Below are 20,156 nucleotides of genomic sequence, written 5' to 3'. Positions count from 1 at the left end.
AAAGGCGCGAAACTAATGTTCCACGCCCGTACTTACATTTTCCAAATTCCAATAATAATGAGTAATACCCCAGGCAGGAATGTAAATTTTTGCAACCATTTCATATTTGATAAAACCGTTCCAAGTTTCATTCCAATAAATAAAAACAAAGAACTCATCACTGCAACTAATATCGCCATCATAGCAGGTGCATACCCTAATAAAGATGCACCAATTCCAGCACCAAATGAATCTACAGAAAGAGCGATACCAAGAAGTAACGCTTCTCCTGCAGAAATGGTGCCTGATTTATCGAAATCTGCTACAGTCGGTTTCCGTAAAATTTGAATGACTAACCCAAGCGAGGCAATCTCTAATTTCCATACCTTCTCCTCTTGCTTCGGTTCTTCTTTTTTCTCACTTCGAAAAAATTGGTATAATACCCAAATTCCTATTCCAATAAGAACAAGCCCACCGATACGCGTTGCGATAACGGGTGAAAATACTTTCGCGATCATATGTCCAATTCCCATTGAAACAAGCATAACAGCCGCTGAACACATCCCGATAATTACAATTGATCTTAGTGGAATTCTTACGCTTCTTAAACCATATGTTAGCCCTACACTACAGCTATCTAAGCTTAATGTAAAAGCTAATAAAATAAGAGATAAATAAAGGTACATCGGTAAGCTCCTCCCTTATACATAGCTCTGCTGTATGTATATGACAAATGCCTATCCGATGTTATCTCTTTTCTATATTCTTGGCTGACAAATTGGGCAGTAATGCGTTCCTCTTCCACCAACAACTGTTTTTTCTAATATCGTACCGCAAGTCACACACGGTTCTCCTTTTTTTCCATATACATTTAGAAGTTCTTGGAATGAGCCAATTTGCCCTTGTGAGTTGATATACGTTCGAATTGTACTTCCGCCACGCTTCACTGCTTCGCCTAACGTTGTAACAGTCGCCTCATAAATTCGCTCAATTTCTTCTACTGTTAAAGACGACGCTTCTCGTTCTGGATGAATTTGAGAACGGAATAAAACTTCATCTACATATATATTTCCAAGTCCTACTAAAAGACGCTGGTCTAACAATACAACTTTTATTTTACGATTTGTCTTTTGCAATCTCTCTTGTAAATACTGTGGTGTCAATTCAGCATCAAATGGCTCCGGACCTAAGTCAGCAAGAGGCATTTGATTCATTTCCTCACCTTTTTTTAAGAGATGCATCGTACCAAACTTTCTCACATCTTTATAATGTAATTCAGTTCCATCTGTAAATAAGAAACGGACGTGCGTATGCTTATCAATTGGCTCATCCTCTTGATGCAGTAAAAACTTACCTTCCATACGCAAATGTGAAACAATGACATAATTTGTTACATATAAAAGCAAAAACTTTCCTCTTCGCTTTATATTTTCAATCGTCTCGCCTTTTAGCATTTCTTTAAAGATTTCTGCATCATCCGGTCGTTTTACGATTTTCGGATAAGTAACAATAACATCTTCAATCGTTTTTCCTGTTACAAGATTTTCAAGTGTCCGTCTGACGTTTTCAACCTCTGGTAATTCAGGCATTTCATCACTTCCTTATTTTGCGTCGTACCAAGTTGGACCGTAAGAATAATCAACTTTCAACGGAACTGCGAGTTCAATTGCATGCTCCATTACTTCTGGTACAAGCTTCTCTAATTTTTCAATTTCTTCTTTTGGTGCTTCAAATATTAATTCATCGTGTACTTGCAATAGAAGACGCGCTTGTAATCCTTCTTCTTCTAAACGATCTGCCATAATAATCATCGCTTTTTTAATAATATCTGCTGCAGTACCTTGAATTGGTGTATTCATAGCTGTACGCTCAGCAAAGCTACGCAAGTTAAAATTACGACTCGTAATTTCCGGAATGTAACGGCGGCGATTTAATAATGTAGCTACATATCCTTTTTGTTTCGCATCTTTTACGATGTCATCCATGTATTCTTGTACACCAGGGAAACTTTCTAAATACTTTTCAATAAATTCCGCTGCTGCTTTTCTTGTAATTCCTAAGTTTTGTGAAAGACCATAATCACTAATACCATACACAATTCCGAAGTTAACAGCTTTCGCTTGTCGTCTCATATTTGAAGTTACTTCATCTTTTTCAACGCCAAATACATCCATAGCTGTTTTTGTATGAATATCCATGTCATGTTGGAACGCGTCGACTAGCCCTTTATCATTTGCAATATGAGCTAATACACGAAGTTCAATTTGTGAATAATCCGCTGCGTACATAATCCATCCTTCTTCTGATGGAACGAATGCCTGACGAATCTTTCTTCCTTCTTCTAATCGAATCGGGATATTTTGTAAGTTTGGATCCGTTGAACTTAATCGGCCCGTTTGCGTTAATACTTGATTGAAACGAGTATGGATTTTAGATGAATCTTCATGTACAACTTTTAATAAACCTTCAATATAAGTTGAATTTAGTTTCCCTAATTGACGGTAATGTAAAATGTTTGGAATAATTTCATGGTGATCCATCAGCTTGTCTAGTACATCAGCTGACGTAGAATAACCTGTTTTCGTCTTCTTAATAACCGGTAAGTTTAAATTCTCAAACAGAATAACACCAAGCTGCTTCGGTGAATTAATATTAAATTCTGTTCCCGCCAGCTTATAAATTTCCTGTTCCATTTCCTTTAATCTACCTGCAAGTTCTTCTCCCATATTACGAAGACGTTCTGTATCAACTTTTACACCTTTTACTTCCATATCAGCTAATACACGTGCAAGTGGTAATTCTAACTCTGTAAACAGTTCATATTGCTCATTCTTTTCTAACTCTTCAACGAATGTTTGCTTCACATCATATAATACATGCACTTTACGAGCTACATGCTCCGCTACTATCTCTAACTCTGGAACAGCACGCTTCGCACCTTTTCCGTAAACTTCTTCATCAGATTTCACAGCATGTGTTTCTTTCATTTTCGCTACAGTACGGAAATCTTTATCTGTATCAGCCGGGTCAAGTAAGTAAGCAGCAATTAATAGATCAAAGTCAATCCCTTGCACATCTATACCGTTCCATTTCAGTGCAACGATCGCACGCTTCGCATCAAATGTATACTTTCTCATTTCTCCATCTGCAAGCCACTCTTTAAAAGCATCTGACTTAAGTGCAATGTCTGTCTGAATAAAGTAACATCCGTTTTCATTTTGAATACCGAAACCTTGAATATCTGCTTTATGATAATTATCTTCTTGTACTTCAACGATAAGCGCACTATCTTGCTGAAGCATTTCTTCTGTAACTTCTTCCACAATATCAAATGTAATATCATCTAATTCAGCTGGAGCCGTTTCTTCTGGAGTAACACCTAATTTATTTAAAAGAGATGTGAATCCTAAATTCTCGAACATTGGAATGACATCACTTGGCTCATATCCTTTATACTCCATATCATCCACATGCACAGTAATCGGTGCGTCTGTAATAATCGTTGCAAGATCTTTACTCATAAGAGCTTGGTCTTTATTTGCTTCCAGCTTTTCTTTTAATTTCTTCCCGCTTACTTGATCTATATTTTCATACACTTCTTCAACCGTTCCAAACTGTGTTAACAATTTAATCGCAGTTTTTTCACCAACTCCTGGTACACCTGGAATATTATCTGATTGGTCTCCCATTAAACCTTTCATATCGATAATTTGCTTCGGTGATAAGCTGTATTTCTCAAATAAAGCTTCTTTCGTATATTCATCTACTTCCGTAATCCCTTTTCGAGGAATACATACAAGCGTGTTATCAGAAACAAGTTGAAGTAAATCTTTATCTCCTGAAATAACTTTTACACTAGCTCCTTGTTCACTCGCTTCTTTCGCTAGCGTTCCCATAATGTCATCCGCTTCATAATTTTCTAATTCATAACGCGGTACATTGAATGCATCAAGCATCTCACGAATAAATGGGAATTGCTCTGATAACTCAGGCGGAGTCTTTTGACGTCCTCCTTTATACTCACTATACGTTTTGTGACGGAACGTTGTTTTACCCGCATCAAATGCAACTAACATATGCGTCGGTTTTTCTTCCTCTAATATTCTCATTAACATCATTGTAAAACCGTAAATTGCGTTCGTATGTATACCTTTGTCGTTATTTAAAAGCGGTAGTGCAAAGAAAGCACGATACGCGATATTATTACCATCTACTAATACGACCTTTTTTTCCAAATCAGAAACCTCCCCATACAAATTTGAAATGATTTTTTTCACAGAAAAAAACCGTTTCTTTCCTCTCTCTATATTAACATGACTAATAGAGAGAAGAAAAATAACGGTTATTTTCTTTCATATATAAAACAGACTTATATTGGCATAAAGGGAAGTGACGAGAATAGCTTAACTATTCTCGTCCAAAATTACTCCTTGGATGAAGGGGTTTTCATGTATTATATTAACAGAGCTTTATTAATATTTAATTAAGCCATTGTTAATATATTGTAAACATCCTTCATCCTATTTTTCAGTTGCTGATTTTGGTAAAACAACTGTAAAGGTTGTCCCTTCTCCTACTTCACTATCCACTGTAATCGTACCGTGATGGGCCTCGACTAAATGCTTTACGATTGATAACCCAAGACCTGTACCACCAGTATTTCTACTCCTCGCTTTATCCACTCGGTAAAAGCGTTCAAAAATACGTGGAATTTCATCTTTACTAATACCAATTCCAGTATCCGACACTTTTATATAAGCATTATATTTATCTTCTGCTAATTCTACAGAAACAACGCCTCCAGCCGGTGTATATACGATTGCGTTATTCATTAAATTAATAAAGATTTGCTGCAAACGACTTGGATCTCCAATGACAGAGACACGTTTTAATGCATTTACTTGTAAAGAGATTTCTTTTTCTCCCGCTTTATTATCAAGCACCATATGAATATCTTCAAGAAGTCCCTTCATATCAACGGTACCCATATTCAATTTAAATCCTTGTTGCTCAATCTTTGATAAATCTAATAAATCTTCAATTAATCCTTGCATACGTTCACTTTCTTTTAAAATAATGTGCAAGAAATGTTCGCAGAATTTTTTATTATCCATAGCACCGTCTAAAAGTGTTTCTGAAAAACCTTTAATAGAAGTAATCGGCGTTTTTAGTTCATGAGAAACATTCGCTAAAAAGTCTTTTCTCATTTGTTCTAACTTTTTCAGCTCAGTAATGTCATGGAATACAAGGACAATCCCTTTCCATTCATGGTTCGTCCCGATAATCGGTGCTCCATATACCTCGAAATGCTTTCGCTCAATTCCAAGTGGCAATAACATTTGTTTGCGCACTTTCACTTCTGTCATAAAGATTTCTTCCACAAGCTCTATAATTTCCGGATGATGAAACGACTCATAATATAAACGATCTAAATATTCTTCATCTGTGACGTGGAAAGTTTCCTTATACGAACGGTTTACAAGGTTGATATAACCGCGGCTATCAATTAAAATCATTCCGCTTCCCATATTTTCAATTAACGTATGCAGACGATCTTGTTGCATTTCTTGCTCAAGTGTCATCTCTTGTAAATTACGAGCTAAAATATTAATCGCTTTACTTAACATTCCCGTTTCATCCGAATGACTTTCATAAGCGCGTGCTTTATAATTACCCTTCGCTAATTCGATGGCAACTTTCGTAACGGACTCAATCGGCCTAATATATTGCCCTGTAATTTTCATACCTAAAAATACGACTACAAGACACGCAATAACAAATCCGATAATTAATAATCCCCACGTTTTTTGATGAACGTCTTTCAAAGGCTCAATTGTGCTCTTCACAAAAATGTATCCTTGTTTCCCTGCTACATCTTGCACGAACACCGCATGGTAAAATTCATTATTTTGATCTGTTTCTTTCGTAATGACTTTATTTCTTTGTTTCGTTGTTTCAGAGGAAAGTTCTTTTATTATCCCTTGGCTAAAAGCAGACGGTTCTCCCCCGCTATATTGAACTTTCTTTTTCTCATCTACAAAGGCAATAGAAGCCTGAATTTTTTCTTCTAGCTTTTTAAATATATATGGATTTTTTAAAACATCATCAAAACCTTGTTCTTCTGCTAATACCGCAACATACTCTGTCTCTTTTACCATTCTCTCTTTCGCATGATCTATATAATAGTTTTCAAACACGGTTTCCAGCAATAAACCGAGTCCGACTAAAATAAAAACAATAAGAGAAACAAATGTAAAAAGAAGCCTGGAACGAAATTTATTCATCCCCTTTTGGCTCCTCTAATTTATATCCTAAACCACGTATCGTTTTAATGTACGTCGGTTTTTTCGTATTTTGTTCAATTTTATCGCGCAAATGGCTAATATGAACGTCAACAATTCGTGTATCACCAGCGAAATCATAATTCCATACAGCACTTAATAATTGATCACGCGTTAATACGCGACTTTTATTTTTCGCAAGATAAACAAGTAGTTCAAATTCTTTTGGTGTTAATTCAAGCTTTCTTCCTTGGAAATAAGCCTCATAAAACTCCGGTAAAATTTTAAGTTCAGCAATTGTAATGCTCTCTTCATCTGACGATTCTGTAACTTGCTCTTCTTGTTGTAATTTCGTGCGGCGTAAAATTGCCTTCACACGCGCGACAACTTCCCTTGGACTAAATGGCTTCGTCATATAATCATCCGCCCCAAGTTCAAGACCTAGCACCTTATCAAACTCATCATCTTTTGCTGTCAACATTAAAATCGGCGTCATAACGCGCTGCAATCGTAATTCTTTACATACTTCCATACCATCCATTTTTGGAAGCATTAAATCTAATATAATTAAATCTGGACGTTCTGTTGTCGCTTTTTGAAGCGCCATTTCTCCATCCATCGCTGTTATCACTTCAAAACCAGCTTGTTGTAAATTAAATTCGATTAAAGTTAAGATAAACTCCTCATCATCAACTACTAAAATACGATTGTTCATTCTTTTCCTCCAAGTTATAGACTTGAAACCTTCTTCATCCTAGTATTTTCCCCGTTATTCTCATCATACTAGAAAACAAGGTCCCTCTCAATATAATTGTCTATTCATGGATTCGGATTGCGCAATTAACTTGTAGTGATCCATACTTTATACACTTCTATATCTTTATTAAATTCAATACTCGTATGGATATGATATTCTCGACTTTGCGCTAAGAAAAAGATACAGCGTACGCTATTTTATAATCTAGCGTTTCATATCCATCAAATAGTCTTCCATACATTTCATTCGCAACCCCGTCCGCCCATACTTCAGCTTCTCTTATCGTTTCAAAGATAACGTCTTCTCTCTTCCACTTCATCTTAAAAAAACCCTTTAATTGACTTTAATTACCAATTAATATATTATTAATTTTAATATATTAATAAATGCAATAAAGGAGCTATTATGCGAATATTACTATCTATTTTAACTTTATTAGTAACATGTTTCCTTACTTTTAACGTACCGAGCTGGGATACGATTAAAACGGGGTGTTCAGATTTTGCTGAAGGGTTCAAAGAGGGATTCTTCAACTAAAAATAGCGTTAGCCCCCTTATGAAAGGTATGCTAGCGCTATTCACATTTTCATGTTTTAAAAATTATCTAATGCTTTTTCCATAATAGAGACTGATTTGTAAGGTGGTGTTACTGTTAATGAGCCTTTCACAACAGTATCCCCTTTTTCATCATGAGCAGATACAAGCATATCAATTGTATGTTCCTCCTCAGAAACAGCCACAACTTCAAAGTGGATTTGTAACGTTTCATAATGGTGAACATGCTTCACGAACGTAAGGTCCTTTCTCGTAATATGACTACCTGGACCTGGTAAATATTTCGTAACTGCCGTTGTAATCATTCCAGTTAGCATAATGCTTGGTACAATCGGCTTTTCATACGGAGTTTGGGATGCGTAATCATGCTGAATATATAATGGATTGGCATCATTCGTTAACCCTAAGTACAATAACAAATCTTTATCCTCAATTTTTTCAGTGATAGATAATTTCTCTCCTACTGTAATTTCATCCATTTTACGACCAATTTGAACTTTTTTCTTTAACATGTTACAACCCCCTCCGATTTTTTCACCTTATTATCCTACTAAAAGCGATACTTGATCCGACATTTACTATGATGAGGGCAATGTATAGTATAAATCTACAGTTTCATTATAGGATATTACAAATGATAGCGTTTTCATGTTATTTCAAAAAAACATTTGTATAAATAGTAGAAAAAGATTCGGGGCCCCGAATCTTTTTCTACTTATATTTAATGATTAAACAAGAACCTTCATAACATTACGTACAGATTCTACAGAGCGATCTAACGCTTCTTTTTCATCTGCAAGAAGTTCTAATTCAATAATTTTTTCAATTCCGTTACCACCTAGAATTACTGGTACCCCTAAGTAAAGGTCACTATAACCGTATTCACCTTCAAGGTACGCAATAGCCGGTAATACACGGCGTTGATCTTTTAAGATTGCTTCTGTCATTTCAACTAAAGAAGCAGCTGGTGCGTAATATGCACTACCGTTTCCTAATAAGCCTACAATCTCGCCGCCACCTTTACGGGTACGTTCTACGATTGCTTCTAAACGCTCTTTCGGAATTAACGTTTCTAACGGAATGCCACCTGCATAAGAATAACGTACAAGAGGTACCATATCGTCACCGTGTCCACCAAGAACAAATCCTGTAATGTCTTTCACAGAAAGATTTAATTCTTGTGCGATGAATGTACGGAAACGAGCTGTATCTAATACGCCCGATTGACCGATAACACGCTCTTTCGGGAATCCAGCTTCTTTAAATACAGAATATGTCATTGCATCAACTGGATTTGTTAACACAACAATAATTGCATTTGGTGAATGTTTTGCAATGTCGCGCGTAATACTTTTCATAATTTTGGAGTTTGTTGCTACTAAATCATCACGGCTCATACCAGGCTTACGCGCAATACCTGCTGTAATCACAACAACGTCAGAATCAGCAGTATCTGCGTAATCAGATGTTCCAATAATGTTAGCATCAAAACCTTGTACTGGGCTCGCTTCTAACATATCTAACGCTTTCCCTTTTGTTGGATTTTCCAGCTGTGGAATGTCCACTAATACAACATCTGCAAGTTCTTTTTGTGCTAATAAGAATGCTGTTGTTGCTCCTGTAAATCCTGCACCGATGACTGAAACCTTCTTGCGTTTGATTGTCATAATTTACCCCCCGCTTTAATTATGCGTTTTTGATTATCGCTACATCCATGTTTTTAATAAGTTCATTAGCGAACTCAGAACATTTCACTTCTGTTGCACCTTCCATTAAGCGTGCGAAATCATAAGTTACTACTTTTGAAGCAATTGTTTTCTCAACTGAAGCAGTTACTAATTTCGCAGCTTCGTTCCATCCTAAGTGCTCTAATAATAATACACCAGAAAGAAGAACTGAAGATGGGTTTACTTTATCTAAACCTGCATATTTTGGAGCTGTACCGTGCGTAGCTTCAAAGATAGCATGTCCAGTTACATAGTTAATGTTTGCACCAGGTGCAATACCAATTCCACCTACTTGTGCAGCAAGTGCATCAGAGATGTAGTCTCCGTTTAAGTTCATTGTTGCAACAACATCGAACTCACGTGGACGAGTTAAAATTTGTTGTAAGAAGATGTCTGCAATAGAATCTTTTACGATGATTTTTCCAGCTACTTCAGCGTCTGCCATCGCTTTATTCGCTGCATCTTTGCCATCTTTCTCAACGATACGATCATATTCAGCCCAAGTAAATACTTTGTCGCCGAATTCTTGTTCCGCTACTTCGTAACCCCAGTTTTTGAAAGCACCTTCTGTAAATTTCATAATGTTTCCTTTATGAACTAATGTAACAGAAGAGCGTTTTTCGTTAATTGCATATTGAATTGCAGCACGAACAAGACGCTTTGTCCCTTCTTCTGAGATTGGTTTAATACCAATACCAGATGTTTCTGGGAAGCGGATTTTATTAACACCCATTGCTTCTTTTAAGAAAGCAAGAACTTTTTCTGCTTCTGGAGATCCTTGCGCATATTCAATTCCAGCATAAATGTCTTCTGTATTTTCACGGAAAATAACCATATCAGTATCTTCCGGACGTTTTACAGGTGAAGGAACACCTTCAAAATAACGAACTGGACGTAGACATACATATAAATCTAATTCTTGACGAAGTGCTACGTTTAGAGAACGAATACCACCGCCAACTGGAGTTGTAAGTGGACCTTTAATCGCGATTAAATATTCACGAATTAAATTTAAAGTTTCTTCTGGTAACCACTCGCCTGTTTGGTTGAATGCTTTTTCCCCTGCAAGCACTTCTTTCCAAACGATTTTCTTCTCACCATCATAAGCTTTTTCAACTGCTGCTTCTAGTACACGAGATGCAGCTGCCCAAATATCAGGACCAATTCCATCTCCTTCGATAAATGGAATAATCGGATTGTTTGGTACATTCATAACACCATTAGTTACAGTAATTTTTTCACCTGTCGTCAATGTGATAACCCCCATGTTTGAAATTTCATATGTATGAAACTGAGGGAATAACCCCTCAGTTCAAACCGTTAGTCAAATTAAAATATTCTAATCATTACATCTTTCCGAAAAAATCAGACTTTTGAAAGCGTATTTTCACTATCAAAATAGTGTTATTCGCTTATCGTTGTGCAATTGGAACATACACTTGATGTGTTGGTCCATTATAATCAGCACGCGGACGGATTAAACGGTTATTTTCATATTGTTCTAGAATATGAGCTAACCAGCCTGACATACGGCTAATTGCAAAAATAGGTGTAAATAAGTCATGGTCAATTCCTAAACAATGGTATACAGAAGCTGAATAGAAATCAACATTTGGTGGAAGACCTTTTTCTTTTGTTACAATGTCTTCAATTTTGATAGACATATTATACCATTTCTCTTCTCCTAAAAGCACGCATAATCTCTTAGACATTTCGCGTAAATGTTTTGCACGCGGATCACCCTGCTCATATACACGGTGGCCAAAGCCCATGATTTTCACTTTATTTTGAAGAGCATTATGAATATATGATTCTACATTTTCTTCTTCGCCAATTTCAGTTAACATCTTCATTACATTTTCATTTGCCCCACCGTGAAGAGGACCTTTTAACGCACCGATTGCTGCTGTAATGCCAGAATATACATCTGAAAGTGTAGCTACACAAACGCGTGCAGTAAATGTAGAAGCGTTTAACTCATGATCTGCGTGAAGTACAAGCGCCTTATCAAAAGCTTCAATTTCAACTTCATTTGGCTCGCGATCATTTAACATGTACAAGAAGTTTGCAGCTAATGATAAATCATTTCTAGGCTCAACAACATCTAAACCTTTACGGATTCTTGCGTAAGCAGCAACTAAAGTACCCACTTGAGCCTGTAATTTAACCGCTTTCAAATAATTGGACTTTTCATCCATAATTTCAGCGCTCTCATCGTATAATGATAGCATGGAAATTGCAGTTCGTAAAACAGACATCGGATGTGCGATTTTTAAATCTACTTGTTTCAAATATGCTAAAATCTCACCTGGAACTTTATAGTATTCCGATACAATCTCATTAAATTTCGCTAGTTCTTGCTCGTTAGGAAGCTTGCGATGCCATAATAAGTACACTACTTCTTCAAATGTAGCATTCTCAGCTAAATCATCAATATTATACCCAACATAAGTTAATGTATCATCAATAATAGAGCTCACAGATGATGTTGTTGCTACTACCCCTTCTAAACCTCGAATAACAGTCATGACATTCTCTCCTTTTCCTGAAAATTCTCCCAACCTTGCTTCTTATATCTATTTGCTCCCCTTTTGAATTATGAACGCCCGTTCACTCTTTAGGCAAGCAAAATGCACGATCATGCAAATTTGTTGCGATGTTCCCCTCTTATTGTCCATTGTCTACATGGAAAGCATGAGCGTGAATGTCTCCCCGAATCCTCACGCTCAAAACAACAAGTTAGTGAGGAAAATGAATTCCGAAGAGTTTTATGATAAAAACAACATAAAACAATATCATTATAAAATTGTTTTATGTTGTTTTTATTTTATCTGGTGTAAAGTCTCTGCTGTTATGTAACTTTTCAAAGTTTCTAATCCTATTATAAACAATTATCTGACTTTTGTGAACAGAAAGAATTCAAAAATTTTATATTACTATAAAATTCCTTATTTAAACATCTGTATAATACTCATTACTGCATAGGCAATTCCAGCCCCAATTAATGGACCTACAGCGACCCCATTAAATAAAGCAACTGCTATAATTGTCCCGAAAACGAGCGCAGTTGTAATATGAGGATCTGTCGTTAATAATTGTACGCCACCTTTTGCTAACAAAGCAACTGCTACCCCTGAAGCTAAAGCAATCCATGCATAATACGATTTCGCTGCTTCTCCAAGTTGCTTAAATCCTATTTCCCCCGTCGCAATCGGTACGAGTACTGCTATTGTAATAACCGTAACACCGAGGTTAATCCCTTTCGTTTGTAGATAAGGAAAGACTTTATCCCCTAGAAATGTAAATTTTAATAGAAATAACACACCAATAGCTACAGTAAGCGATTGGTTTTTCGCAATAAGTCCTATAATAAGTAGTATGAATAAAAATAACGTTGACTGACTAATCATGTTTGCACTTCCTTTCTGAAAATAATGAACTCATTTCCAAACAAAAATACCTTTAAACCTATCGTTATACATGCTATATCGATGCCTATTCAACATGAATCACTTCATTTTTTTACGCATTTTAAAATGACAAACTGAGACTTTCACCATCCAAATGTAAGCATGTATACATTTTAAAAAACGGGCGTCTCTCCTTTCTTTTCTAATTAGAAACAGGTAAAATAAAAAGAAGAGAAAATGAAGTTTTTACCATATAGTAGAAGCATCAACACCACGCTTTCACAGTCACTCACATACTGAAAAAGCAGGAAAATCCATCATTCCACTATAACATAAAGTGAAACTTTAATCAGTGGGGCACACTCGTTATAAGTTGAACGAATTAGGATAATCCAAATTGGAATGGGAGGTATACATCTTTGAATCGAAACTTACTATATATGATATTGCGACTCGTATTTGTCATTATAGCGACGGTAGCCGGGTTCTATGCATTACTATATATGTCAGGACTTATCTATCCTTTTATTATCGCTTTCGCATTTGCTTATTTAATTAATCCTGTCGTCAATTTCCTGAATCAAAAACTACAATTTCCTCGCGCACTCGCAGTACTCGTTAGCTTAATTCTCGTATTTGGAGCTATCGTCGGACTCGTTACATATCTTGTAACAGAAGCAATATCTGCCACAACATACTTACTACAACTTGTTACAGTAAAATTTCCGGATATCGTTGCATTCGCTCAGCAGTTTGCACTTAATCATATTATGCCTCTCTACGATGATTTAATCTCTAAATTTAATCATCTTGGGGAACCGCAGCGCTATACGATTACACAAAACATTCAAAACTTAGGAACCGAAGCAACGACGCAAATGAAAGAACTTTTAACCGCTATTATAAGCGGGTTAACAAATTTCATTAGTGCACTACCAACTACTTTAACTGTACTTGTATTCGTTTTATTAGCCACTTTCTTCATTAGTTACGATTGGCATCGTCTTGCTCAGAAAGTAAGAAAGTTTTTGCCCAACCGTGTTCATGGCTATGGAAAAACTATTTTTGTGGATTTAAGAAAAGCTTTATTCGGTTTTGTTAAAGCACAACTTACACTCGTATCTATGACAACTGTTATTGTACTAATCGGACTTTTAATATTACGCGTACCATACGCCATTACTATCGCGATTATTACAGGGGTTGTAGATTTACTCCCGTATTTAGGAACAGGAGCTGTCTTCGTTCCTTGGGTTATATACGTATTTTTCACTGGAGACACTGCTTTCGCCATCGGTCTTCTCATTTTATACATCGTCGTGATTGTCCAAAGACAAATTATGGAGCCAAAGGTACTTTCATCTAATATCGGTCTTGATCCATTAGCAACACTGATTGCTCTCTTTGTCGGCTTTAAGCTCTTTGGCTTCTTAGGATTAATCATCGGTCCAGTCACCTTAGTACTACTTAATACATTGCACAAAGCTCGTGTATTCCATGATTTGTGGAAATATATTAAAGGCTCACCTTCAAAATAATAGTTTCTAATTCATACACAACCAAAAACTTACATGTAATCAGTGGGAAATTCCCACTGATTATTCCTTGTACTTATTTTTCATACTCATTACATAAAACAAGAGAATTGCACTCAAAAAAGATAATTCTCTTGTTTTTTTGCATAAAAAACGCATATTTCGTGGTGTTTTTACATATTTATTCTATTAATTTTATAATTATTACTTACATTTATTACTTTTTATGTAAATGAATAAATATACAAAATAGCACAGAATAAGACTTAAACTGACCATTTCCCTGCTCTTATTTAACTTTTTTCGTTCCAATTCATTCTTTTACATACAAAAACAATCTTAAGTTCAGATTCCCACTTTAAACACACTGATTAAGAGCTAATAACTCCTCAAATCGAAAAAATACACAACAAATACAATAAAGTAAAACTTTAATCTACAAGGATCCTATCCCCATCGATTATTAACCGTCACATTCGCCGCATATTAAAACACATCTTTCGTTAACTGAACTTTAACCACCCTCTCATCCTGTTGCAGATAAAAAAATAGTACTTAGATCGCTATGATCTAAGTACTATTTCTGCACAATAATAGTAGAGTTCTTTCTAAACTTCCATTCCATCCACTTCATAACAAACGGTTTCAACAAAGCCCTCGTCACAGGAATAACAAAGATAAAACCCATTATATCCGTTACATATCCAGGAAGCACTAAAAGAATACCCCCTACAAAGATAAAAATACCATCTAAAACCGCTGCTCCTGGCATTTCTCCTCTATTCAACTTAGATTGAATCTCTCCAAGTACTTTAAACCCTTGTCTTTTCGCCAAATACACACCTACAACGCCTGTAAATACGATCATAGCGAACGTAGACCACAAACCTATTACATGACTCGATCCAATTAAGACTGTAATCTCAATAGCCGGTATTAATATAAACAAGAATAGTAACCACTTCATAGTTCTACACTCCTTTCATATCCTATCACTTTAAACACCCTCACAACGTCCATATACACCATATAAAAGCTAAACGCACTTTCCCATCAAACTTCATAACAAACAGCTTTTAAAAGCAATTTCAGACGTTTAAAGCTAGTTTCACCTCATTTTTGTGTAAAAAAAAAGAGAAGGACTCCGATCCTTCTCTCCGTATTACTTATAGCACTTCCGCATGTCCATTATAAACAATTCCGCGTGCTGCATCAACTGTTACTTCTTGGCCATTTTTTAAAGTTGCTGTTACGCCGTTTACACCAACGATAACAGGAATACCGATTGATACACCTACAACAGCCGCATGGCTTGTTAGGCCGCCTTCTTCTACAACTAGAGCAGCAGCTTTTTCAATTGCAGGAATCATATCTTTATCAGTGCTTGTTGTAACAAGGATATCACCTTCGTTTACGTTTGCTACAGCTTCAGCAGCTGTTTTCGCTACAACTACTTTACCTTTTGCAGCTTTACGACCGATTCCTTGTCCTTTAGCAACTTCTTCACCAACAACGTGGATTTTCATTAAGTTTGTTGTACCAGTTTCAGCAACTGGAACACCAGCAGTGATTACTACAGTGTCTCCAAGTCCGATTAGACCTGCATCCATACCTGTTTGAATCGCTGTATCTAACATTTCGTCAGTAGAAGCTGCACGCTTCTCAGCCATAAATGCTTGTACACCCCAAACAAGTGCAAGACGACGTCCTACTTGCTCGTCAGATGTTACAGCTACGATTGGAGATTTTGGACGGTATTTAGAGATCATTTTCGCAGTATATCCACTTTCTGTTGGAGCTACGATTGCAGCTACATCAAGAGCAAGTGCTGTATGCGCAACAGATTGGCTAATTGCATCTGTAATTGTTGGAGTGAACTCTTTAATACGTTTTTTGAACATATCTTCATATTGTAATGATTTTTCAACACGTACTGCAATGTTAGCCATCATTGTTACTGCTTCTACTGGGTATTGTCCAGCAGCTGTTTCACCTGAAAGCATGATTGCGTCTGTACCATCGAAGATTGCGTTAGCTACGTCACTTGCTTCCGCACGAGTTGGACGTGGGTTACGTTGCATAGAATCTAACATTTGTGTTGCAGTAATAACTGGTTTACCTAACACGTTACATTTTTTGATTAGACGTTTTTGTACTAATGGTACTTCTTCTGGTGGAATTTCTACACCCATATCACCACGAGCTACCATTAAACCGTCAGAAACCTCTAAGATTGAATCGATGTTGTCGATACCCTCTTGGTTTTCGATTTTTGGTACGATTTGGATGTATTGAGCGTTATGCTCTTCTAGTAATTCACGGATTTCTAATACGTCAGCTGCTTTACGTACGAATGAAGCTGCGATGAAATCAACTTTTTGCTCGATACCGAAGATGATATCTTTTACGTCTTTTTCAGTGATACCAGGAAGCTTAATGCTTACGTTTGGTACGTTAACACCTTTTTTATTTTTTACAGTTCCGCTGTTAAGAACTTTTGTACGGATGTTTCCGTCAGCTTTTTCGATTACTTCTAGCTCGATAAGACCGTCATCGATTAGAATACGAGAACCTGGGTTTACATCGTCATAAAGACCAGCATAAGATACAGAGAACTTCTCTGCAGTACCTAATACTTGCTCAGTAGAAATAACTACTTCTGCACCTGTCACAAGCTCAGCTTGTCCGTCTACGAAGTCGTGAGTACGGATTTCTGGACCTTTTGTATCAAGTAAGATACCAACTGTTTTACCAGTTTTCTTTGAAGCTTCACGAATGTTTTTAATACGAGCGCCGTGTTCTTCATGGCTACCATGAGAGAAGTTTAAACGAGCAACGTTCATACCTGCTTCGATTAATTGCTCTAATTTTTCAATACTTTCACTAGCAGGACCTATAGTACATACAATTTTAGTTTTACGCATATTGCACCTCCGAAAATTATGAAACCGTTCCCAAATATCCGACATTACGCCGATTAGATGGATAATTCTTTAGATAATTGACACATATCTTTATCGATTGTATGTTTTTGAGCTAACGCTTCGATAATGTCATGATCAACAAGTTTATTATTTTGAATACCTACACAACGTCCACCTTTACCAGCAATTAACAATTCAACTGCTCTTGCACCAAGACGACTTGCTAATACACGGTCTTGTGCACTTGGTGATCCACCACGTTGTACGTGACCTAATACAGTTACACGAGTATCAAAGTTTGTTGCTTCTTCAATGTGCTTACCGAAGTCAATTGCACTTCCAACACCTTCAGCTACAACGATAATACTGTGTTTTTTACCACGTTCACTACCGCGTTTCAGACGAGCGATAACCTCATCCATGTCATACTCTTCTTCTGGAATTAAGATTGTCTCCGCACCATCAGCTAAACCAGCCCATAATGCGATATCACCAGCGTGACGTCCCATTACTTCGATAACATATGTACGTTCATGAGATGTAGCTGTGTCACGAATTTTATCAATTGCATCAATAACAGTATTTAAAGCTGTATCGAAACCAATTGTAAAGTCTGTTCCAGGGATATCATTGTCGATTGTACCTGGTACACCAACACATGGGAATCCTTGTTCAGTTAATTTTTTAGCGCCTTGGTAAGAACCATCTCCACCAATAACAACAAGTCCTTCGATACCGTGTTTCTTTAATTGCTCGATACCTTTTAGTCGTACTTCTGGGTCTTTAAACTCAGGACATCTTGCTGTATATAATTTCGTACCACCGCGGTGGATAATATCGCCAACAGAACCTAGTTCTAATTTTTCAATGTGACCAGAAATTAATCCAGCGTATCCATGGTAAATACCATATACTTCAATATCATGGAAAATCGCTTTACGAACAACTGCACGAATGGCAGCATTCATACCAGGTGAATCTCCACCACTTGTTAATACACCAATACGTTTCATTTGTACTCACCTCATAAAGATTATTTGCCTTATAATAAAATAACACGAAAAAATATAAAAATACAATGGAGAAGATGTGTCTTTTCATAATAAAAACGTGCATTCGCGAAGTGGAACGCACGCTTTTCTTATTTTATCCAAATGGAAGCGTTTGAAAACGAAACTTGCCCAATTTTCATATATTTTTCATAACGTTTTTCGATTAATTCATCTTTCGAAATTCCGTTTAATTGTTCAAAAGTTTTTCTAAGCATTAAATCTATATTTTCTGACTGTTTCAAAACATTACGGTGTGCTCCACCTTTTGCCTCTGGAATAATTTCGTCAATTACACCTAATTCTTTCAAATCTGCTGCTGTAATTCTCATCGCCTCTGCAGCTTCCTTTGCTTTTCCTGCATCTTTCCAAAGAATTGCCGCTGCACCCTCTGGCGTAATAACAGAATAAGTGGAATTTTCTAGCATATGAATGTAATCTCCTACTCCAAGACCTAGTGCACCACCACTACCACCTTCGCCGATAACGATACAAATAACAGGCACCGTTAAGCCTGCCATTTCAAATAAATTGCGGGCGATCGCTTCACTTTGACCACGTTCTTCAGCAGCTTTACCAGGATAAGCTCCTTTCGTATCAATAAAACAAATAATTGGACGATTGAACTTTTCCGCCTGCTTCATTAAACGCAATGCTTTTCGATATCCTTCTGGGTGAGGCATCCCAAAATTACGGCGAATATTTTCTTTCGTATCTTTTCCGCGTTGATGCCCGATTACAGTTACAGGCATCCCTTTATACTTCGCAATGCCGCCGACAATCGCTGCATCATCGCCAAATAGACGATCTCCATGACATTCAAAAAAATCAGTAAATAAGTGCTCAATATAATCGAGCGTTGTCGGTCGTTCTGCATGACGAGCAATTTGAACACGGTCCCATACTTTCATATTGCCGTATATATCTTCCTCTAAATTTTCTAGCTTGTCTTCCAAAATACGAATCTCCTCACTGAAGTCCATCTGGCTGTTTTTCGTATAGTCTTTCAGTTCACGAATCTTATTTCTTAGCTCAACAACTGGTTTCTCAAATTCTAGCTCTGCCATACAGCCATTTCCCCTCCTTGATGAACTTCTAAAATCTTACGAAGCGATTCTCTCATATCATCACGATGTACCACCGCATCTAATTGACCATGTTCTAGTAAGAATTCTGCCGTTTGGAAATCTTCCGGTAGTTTCTCACGCACCGTTTGTTCAATTACACGTCTACCAGCAAATCCGATCAGCGCCCCTGGTTCTGCAAGATTATAATCACCAAGTGAAGCGAAACTCGCTGAAACCCCGCCCGTCGTTGGGTGAGTCATAACAGAAATAAATAATCCTCCTGCATTACTATGCTTTTTCAAAGCTACGCTTGTTTTTGCCATTTGCATTAAACTTAATATCCCTTCTTGCATACGGGCACCACCCGAAGCAGTAAAGATAATAAATGGAACTTGTAAGTCGTATGCCTTTTCAACCGCACGGGCAATTTTTTCTCCTACAACAGAGCCCATGCTCCCCATTCGAAAACGAGAATCCATTACTGCAACAACAACAAGCATGTCATCAATTGTTCCTTCACCAGTTACAACCGCTTCGTTCAAGTCAGTCTTCTTACGATCGCTCTCTAGTTTCTCTTCATAATCTGGAAACTCGAGTGGATTTAATGAAACCATTTCTTTGTCATACTCACGGAATGACCCTTCGTCCAATATACTATCAAGACGTTCCCATGCATTCATAGGATGATGATATCCACAATTCACACATACTTTTAAATTTTTTAGAAGCTCTTTCGTATACATGATTTTTTTACATTTCGGACATTTTGTCATAACGCCGTCTGGTACATCTTTTCGTACTTGTTCTGAAGGTATTGCAGCGTACTTTTTCTTTTTCACGAATAAATCTCTTAGCACAATTTGACCCCCTTC

At 36.9% G+C, this 20,156-nt stretch carries 17 protein-coding genes and 1 pseudogene; 2 read left to right on the top strand and 16 right to left on the bottom strand.

Going from position 1 to position 20,156, the window contains the following annotated elements; translation table 11 throughout:
• Positions 1 to 32 precede the first annotated feature (32 nt).
• The 6 genes and pseudogenes from ytaF to QCI47_RS04430 form a co-directional block, all read right to left on the bottom strand.
• A complete protein-coding gene (gene ytaF / locus QCI47_RS04455) occupies positions 33 to 665 on the bottom strand; it encodes a sporulation membrane protein YtaF (protein WP_000281751.1) in 633 nt (210 codons plus the stop codon).
• 72 nt (positions 666 to 737) lie between these two features.
• Entirely contained in the window at positions 738 to 1,568 is an 831-nt protein-coding gene (gene mutM, locus QCI47_RS04450) for a DNA-formamidopyrimidine glycosylase (protein ID WP_309422310.1), read from the bottom strand.
• 12 nt (positions 1,569 to 1,580) lie between these two features.
• Positions 1,581 to 4,214: a DNA polymerase I gene (polA, locus tag QCI47_RS04445; RefSeq protein ID WP_000412815.1), complete on the bottom strand. Its 2,634-nt coding sequence runs from the start codon at positions 4,212 to 4,214 to the stop codon at positions 1,581 to 1,583.
• A gap of 285 nt (positions 4,215 to 4,499) precedes the next feature.
• Positions 4,500 to 6,263: a sensory box histidine kinase PhoR gene (phoR, locus tag QCI47_RS04440; RefSeq protein ID WP_001032115.1), complete on the bottom strand. Its 1,764-nt coding sequence runs from the start codon at positions 6,261 to 6,263 to the stop codon at positions 4,500 to 4,502.
• Complete coding sequence (gene phoP / locus QCI47_RS04435; protein WP_001065225.1) at positions 6,256 to 6,975, bottom strand: two-component system response regulator PhoP; 720 nt, start codon at positions 6,973 to 6,975, stop codon at positions 6,256 to 6,258. The genes phoR and phoP overlap by 8 nt, the downstream gene beginning before the upstream one ends.
• Before the next feature lie 125 nt (positions 6,976 to 7,100).
• Positions 7,101 to 7,336 (bottom strand): annotated as a pseudogene (locus QCI47_RS04430) (hypothetical protein).
• 86 nt (positions 7,337 to 7,422) lie between these two features.
• Here QCI47_RS04430 and QCI47_RS04425 point away from each other — a divergent pair.
• Entirely contained in the window at positions 7,423 to 7,554 is a 132-nt protein-coding gene (locus tag QCI47_RS04425; RefSeq protein WP_002022497.1) for a hypothetical protein, read from the top strand.
• A gap of 56 nt (positions 7,555 to 7,610) precedes the next feature.
• On the opposite strand, the gene QCI47_RS04420 is transcribed toward QCI47_RS04425, so the two are convergent.
• The 5 genes from QCI47_RS04420 to QCI47_RS04400 all read right to left on the bottom strand — a co-directional run bounded on the left by QCI47_RS04420 (position 7,611) and on the right by QCI47_RS04400 (position 12,709).
• Complete coding sequence (locus tag QCI47_RS04420; RefSeq protein ID WP_000914178.1) at positions 7,611 to 8,084, bottom strand: MaoC family dehydratase; 474 nt, start codon at positions 8,082 to 8,084, stop codon at positions 7,611 to 7,613.
• A gap of 216 nt (positions 8,085 to 8,300) precedes the next feature.
• Positions 8,301 to 9,239: a malate dehydrogenase gene (mdh, locus tag QCI47_RS04415; RefSeq protein WP_000153232.1), complete on the bottom strand. Its 939-nt coding sequence runs from the start codon at positions 9,237 to 9,239 to the stop codon at positions 8,301 to 8,303.
• A gap of 19 nt (positions 9,240 to 9,258) precedes the next feature.
• The gene (gene icd, locus QCI47_RS04410) at positions 9,259 to 10,551 is read right to left on the bottom strand and encodes an NADP-dependent isocitrate dehydrogenase (RefSeq protein ID WP_000206898.1); all 1,293 of its coding nucleotides are present in this window, start codon (positions 10,549 to 10,551) and stop codon (positions 9,259 to 9,261) included.
• Between the two features lie 160 nt (positions 10,552 to 10,711).
• Positions 10,712 to 11,860 (bottom strand): citrate synthase, encoded by a 1,149-nt coding sequence (gene citZ, locus QCI47_RS04405; RefSeq protein ID WP_000503660.1) that lies wholly within the window; start codon positions 11,858 to 11,860, stop codon positions 10,712 to 10,714.
• Between the two features lie 387 nt (positions 11,861 to 12,247).
• A complete protein-coding gene (locus QCI47_RS04400; protein WP_000625507.1) occupies positions 12,248 to 12,709 on the bottom strand; it encodes a DUF441 domain-containing protein in 462 nt (153 codons plus the stop codon).
• Between the two features lie 419 nt (positions 12,710 to 13,128).
• Between QCI47_RS04400 and ytvI the strand changes: the two genes are divergently transcribed.
• Positions 13,129 to 14,247: a sporulation integral membrane protein YtvI gene (ytvI, locus tag QCI47_RS04395; RefSeq protein WP_001081394.1), complete on the top strand. Its 1,119-nt coding sequence runs from the start codon at positions 13,129 to 13,131 to the stop codon at positions 14,245 to 14,247.
• Between the two features lie 574 nt (positions 14,248 to 14,821).
• On the opposite strand, the gene QCI47_RS04390 is transcribed toward ytvI, so the two are convergent.
• From QCI47_RS04390 to accD, 5 genes are all read right to left on the bottom strand, one after another.
• Positions 14,822 to 15,211: an FxsA family protein gene (locus QCI47_RS04390; protein WP_000871627.1), complete on the bottom strand. Its 390-nt coding sequence runs from the start codon at positions 15,209 to 15,211 to the stop codon at positions 14,822 to 14,824.
• Positions 15,212 to 15,410: 199 nt separating this feature from the next.
• Positions 15,411 to 17,168, bottom strand: a complete 1,758-nt coding sequence (gene pyk, locus QCI47_RS04385; protein ID WP_001232661.1) for a pyruvate kinase — start codon at positions 17,166 to 17,168, stop codon at positions 15,411 to 15,413.
• A 53-nt stretch (positions 17,169 to 17,221) separates the two neighbouring features.
• Positions 17,222 to 18,181 (bottom strand): 6-phosphofructokinase, encoded by a 960-nt coding sequence (gene pfkA / locus QCI47_RS04380; RefSeq protein WP_000821160.1) that lies wholly within the window; start codon positions 18,179 to 18,181, stop codon positions 17,222 to 17,224.
• A 128-nt stretch (positions 18,182 to 18,309) separates the two neighbouring features.
• The gene (gene accA / locus QCI47_RS04375; protein ID WP_000818794.1) at positions 18,310 to 19,284 is read right to left on the bottom strand and encodes an acetyl-CoA carboxylase carboxyl transferase subunit alpha; all 975 of its coding nucleotides are present in this window, start codon (positions 19,282 to 19,284) and stop codon (positions 18,310 to 18,312) included.
• On the bottom strand, positions 19,272 to 20,141 hold the full coding sequence (gene accD / locus QCI47_RS04370) for an acetyl-CoA carboxylase, carboxyltransferase subunit beta (protein WP_000942861.1): 870 nt from the start codon (positions 20,139 to 20,141) through the stop codon (positions 19,272 to 19,274). The genes accA and accD overlap by 13 nt, the downstream gene beginning before the upstream one ends.
• Positions 20,142 to 20,156: the final 15 nt, after the last annotated feature.

Origin of the sequence: Bacillus cereus group sp. RP29 (assembly GCF_040459765.1) — a bacterium.
GTDB lineage: Bacteria > Bacillota > Bacilli > Bacillales > Bacillaceae_G > Bacillus_A > Bacillus_A paranthracis.
This window is presented reverse-complemented; position numbering and strand designations above follow the sequence as displayed.

Coding starts and splice junctions, on each gene's coding strand:
- phoP (WP_001065225.1), bottom strand. CDS start 6,975: ATGAACAATCGTATTTTAGTAGTTGATGATGAGGAGTTTATCTTAACT.
- mutM (WP_309422310.1), bottom strand. CDS start 1,568: ATGCCTGAATTACCAGAGGTTGAAAACGTCAGACGGACACTTGAAAAT.
- mdh (WP_000153232.1), bottom strand. CDS start 9,239: ATGACAATCAAACGCAAGAAGGTTTCAGTCATCGGTGCAGGATTTACA.
- QCI47_RS04400 (WP_000625507.1), bottom strand. CDS start 12,709: ATGATTAGTCAGTCAACGTTATTTTTATTCATACTACTTATTATAGGA.
- pyk (WP_001232661.1), bottom strand. CDS start 17,168: ATGCGTAAAACTAAAATTGTATGTACTATAGGTCCTGCTAGTGAAAGT.
- pfkA (WP_000821160.1), bottom strand. CDS start 18,181: ATGAAACGTATTGGTGTATTAACAAGTGGTGGAGATTCACCTGGTATG.
- QCI47_RS04390 (WP_000871627.1), bottom strand. CDS start 15,211: ATGAAGTGGTTACTATTCTTGTTTATATTAATACCGGCTATTGAGATT.
- accA (WP_000818794.1), bottom strand. CDS start 19,284: ATGGCAGAGCTAGAATTTGAGAAACCAGTTGTTGAGCTAAGAAATAAG.
- ytaF (WP_000281751.1), bottom strand. CDS start 665: ATGTACCTTTATTTATCTCTTATTTTATTAGCTTTTACATTAAGCTTA.
- phoR (WP_001032115.1), bottom strand. CDS start 6,263: ATGAATAAATTTCGTTCCAGGCTTCTTTTTACATTTGTTTCTCTTATT.
- QCI47_RS04420 (WP_000914178.1), bottom strand. CDS start 8,084: ATGTTAAAGAAAAAAGTTCAAATTGGTCGTAAAATGGATGAAATTACA.
- QCI47_RS04425 (WP_002022497.1), top strand. CDS start 7,423: ATGCGAATATTACTATCTATTTTAACTTTATTAGTAACATGTTTCCTT.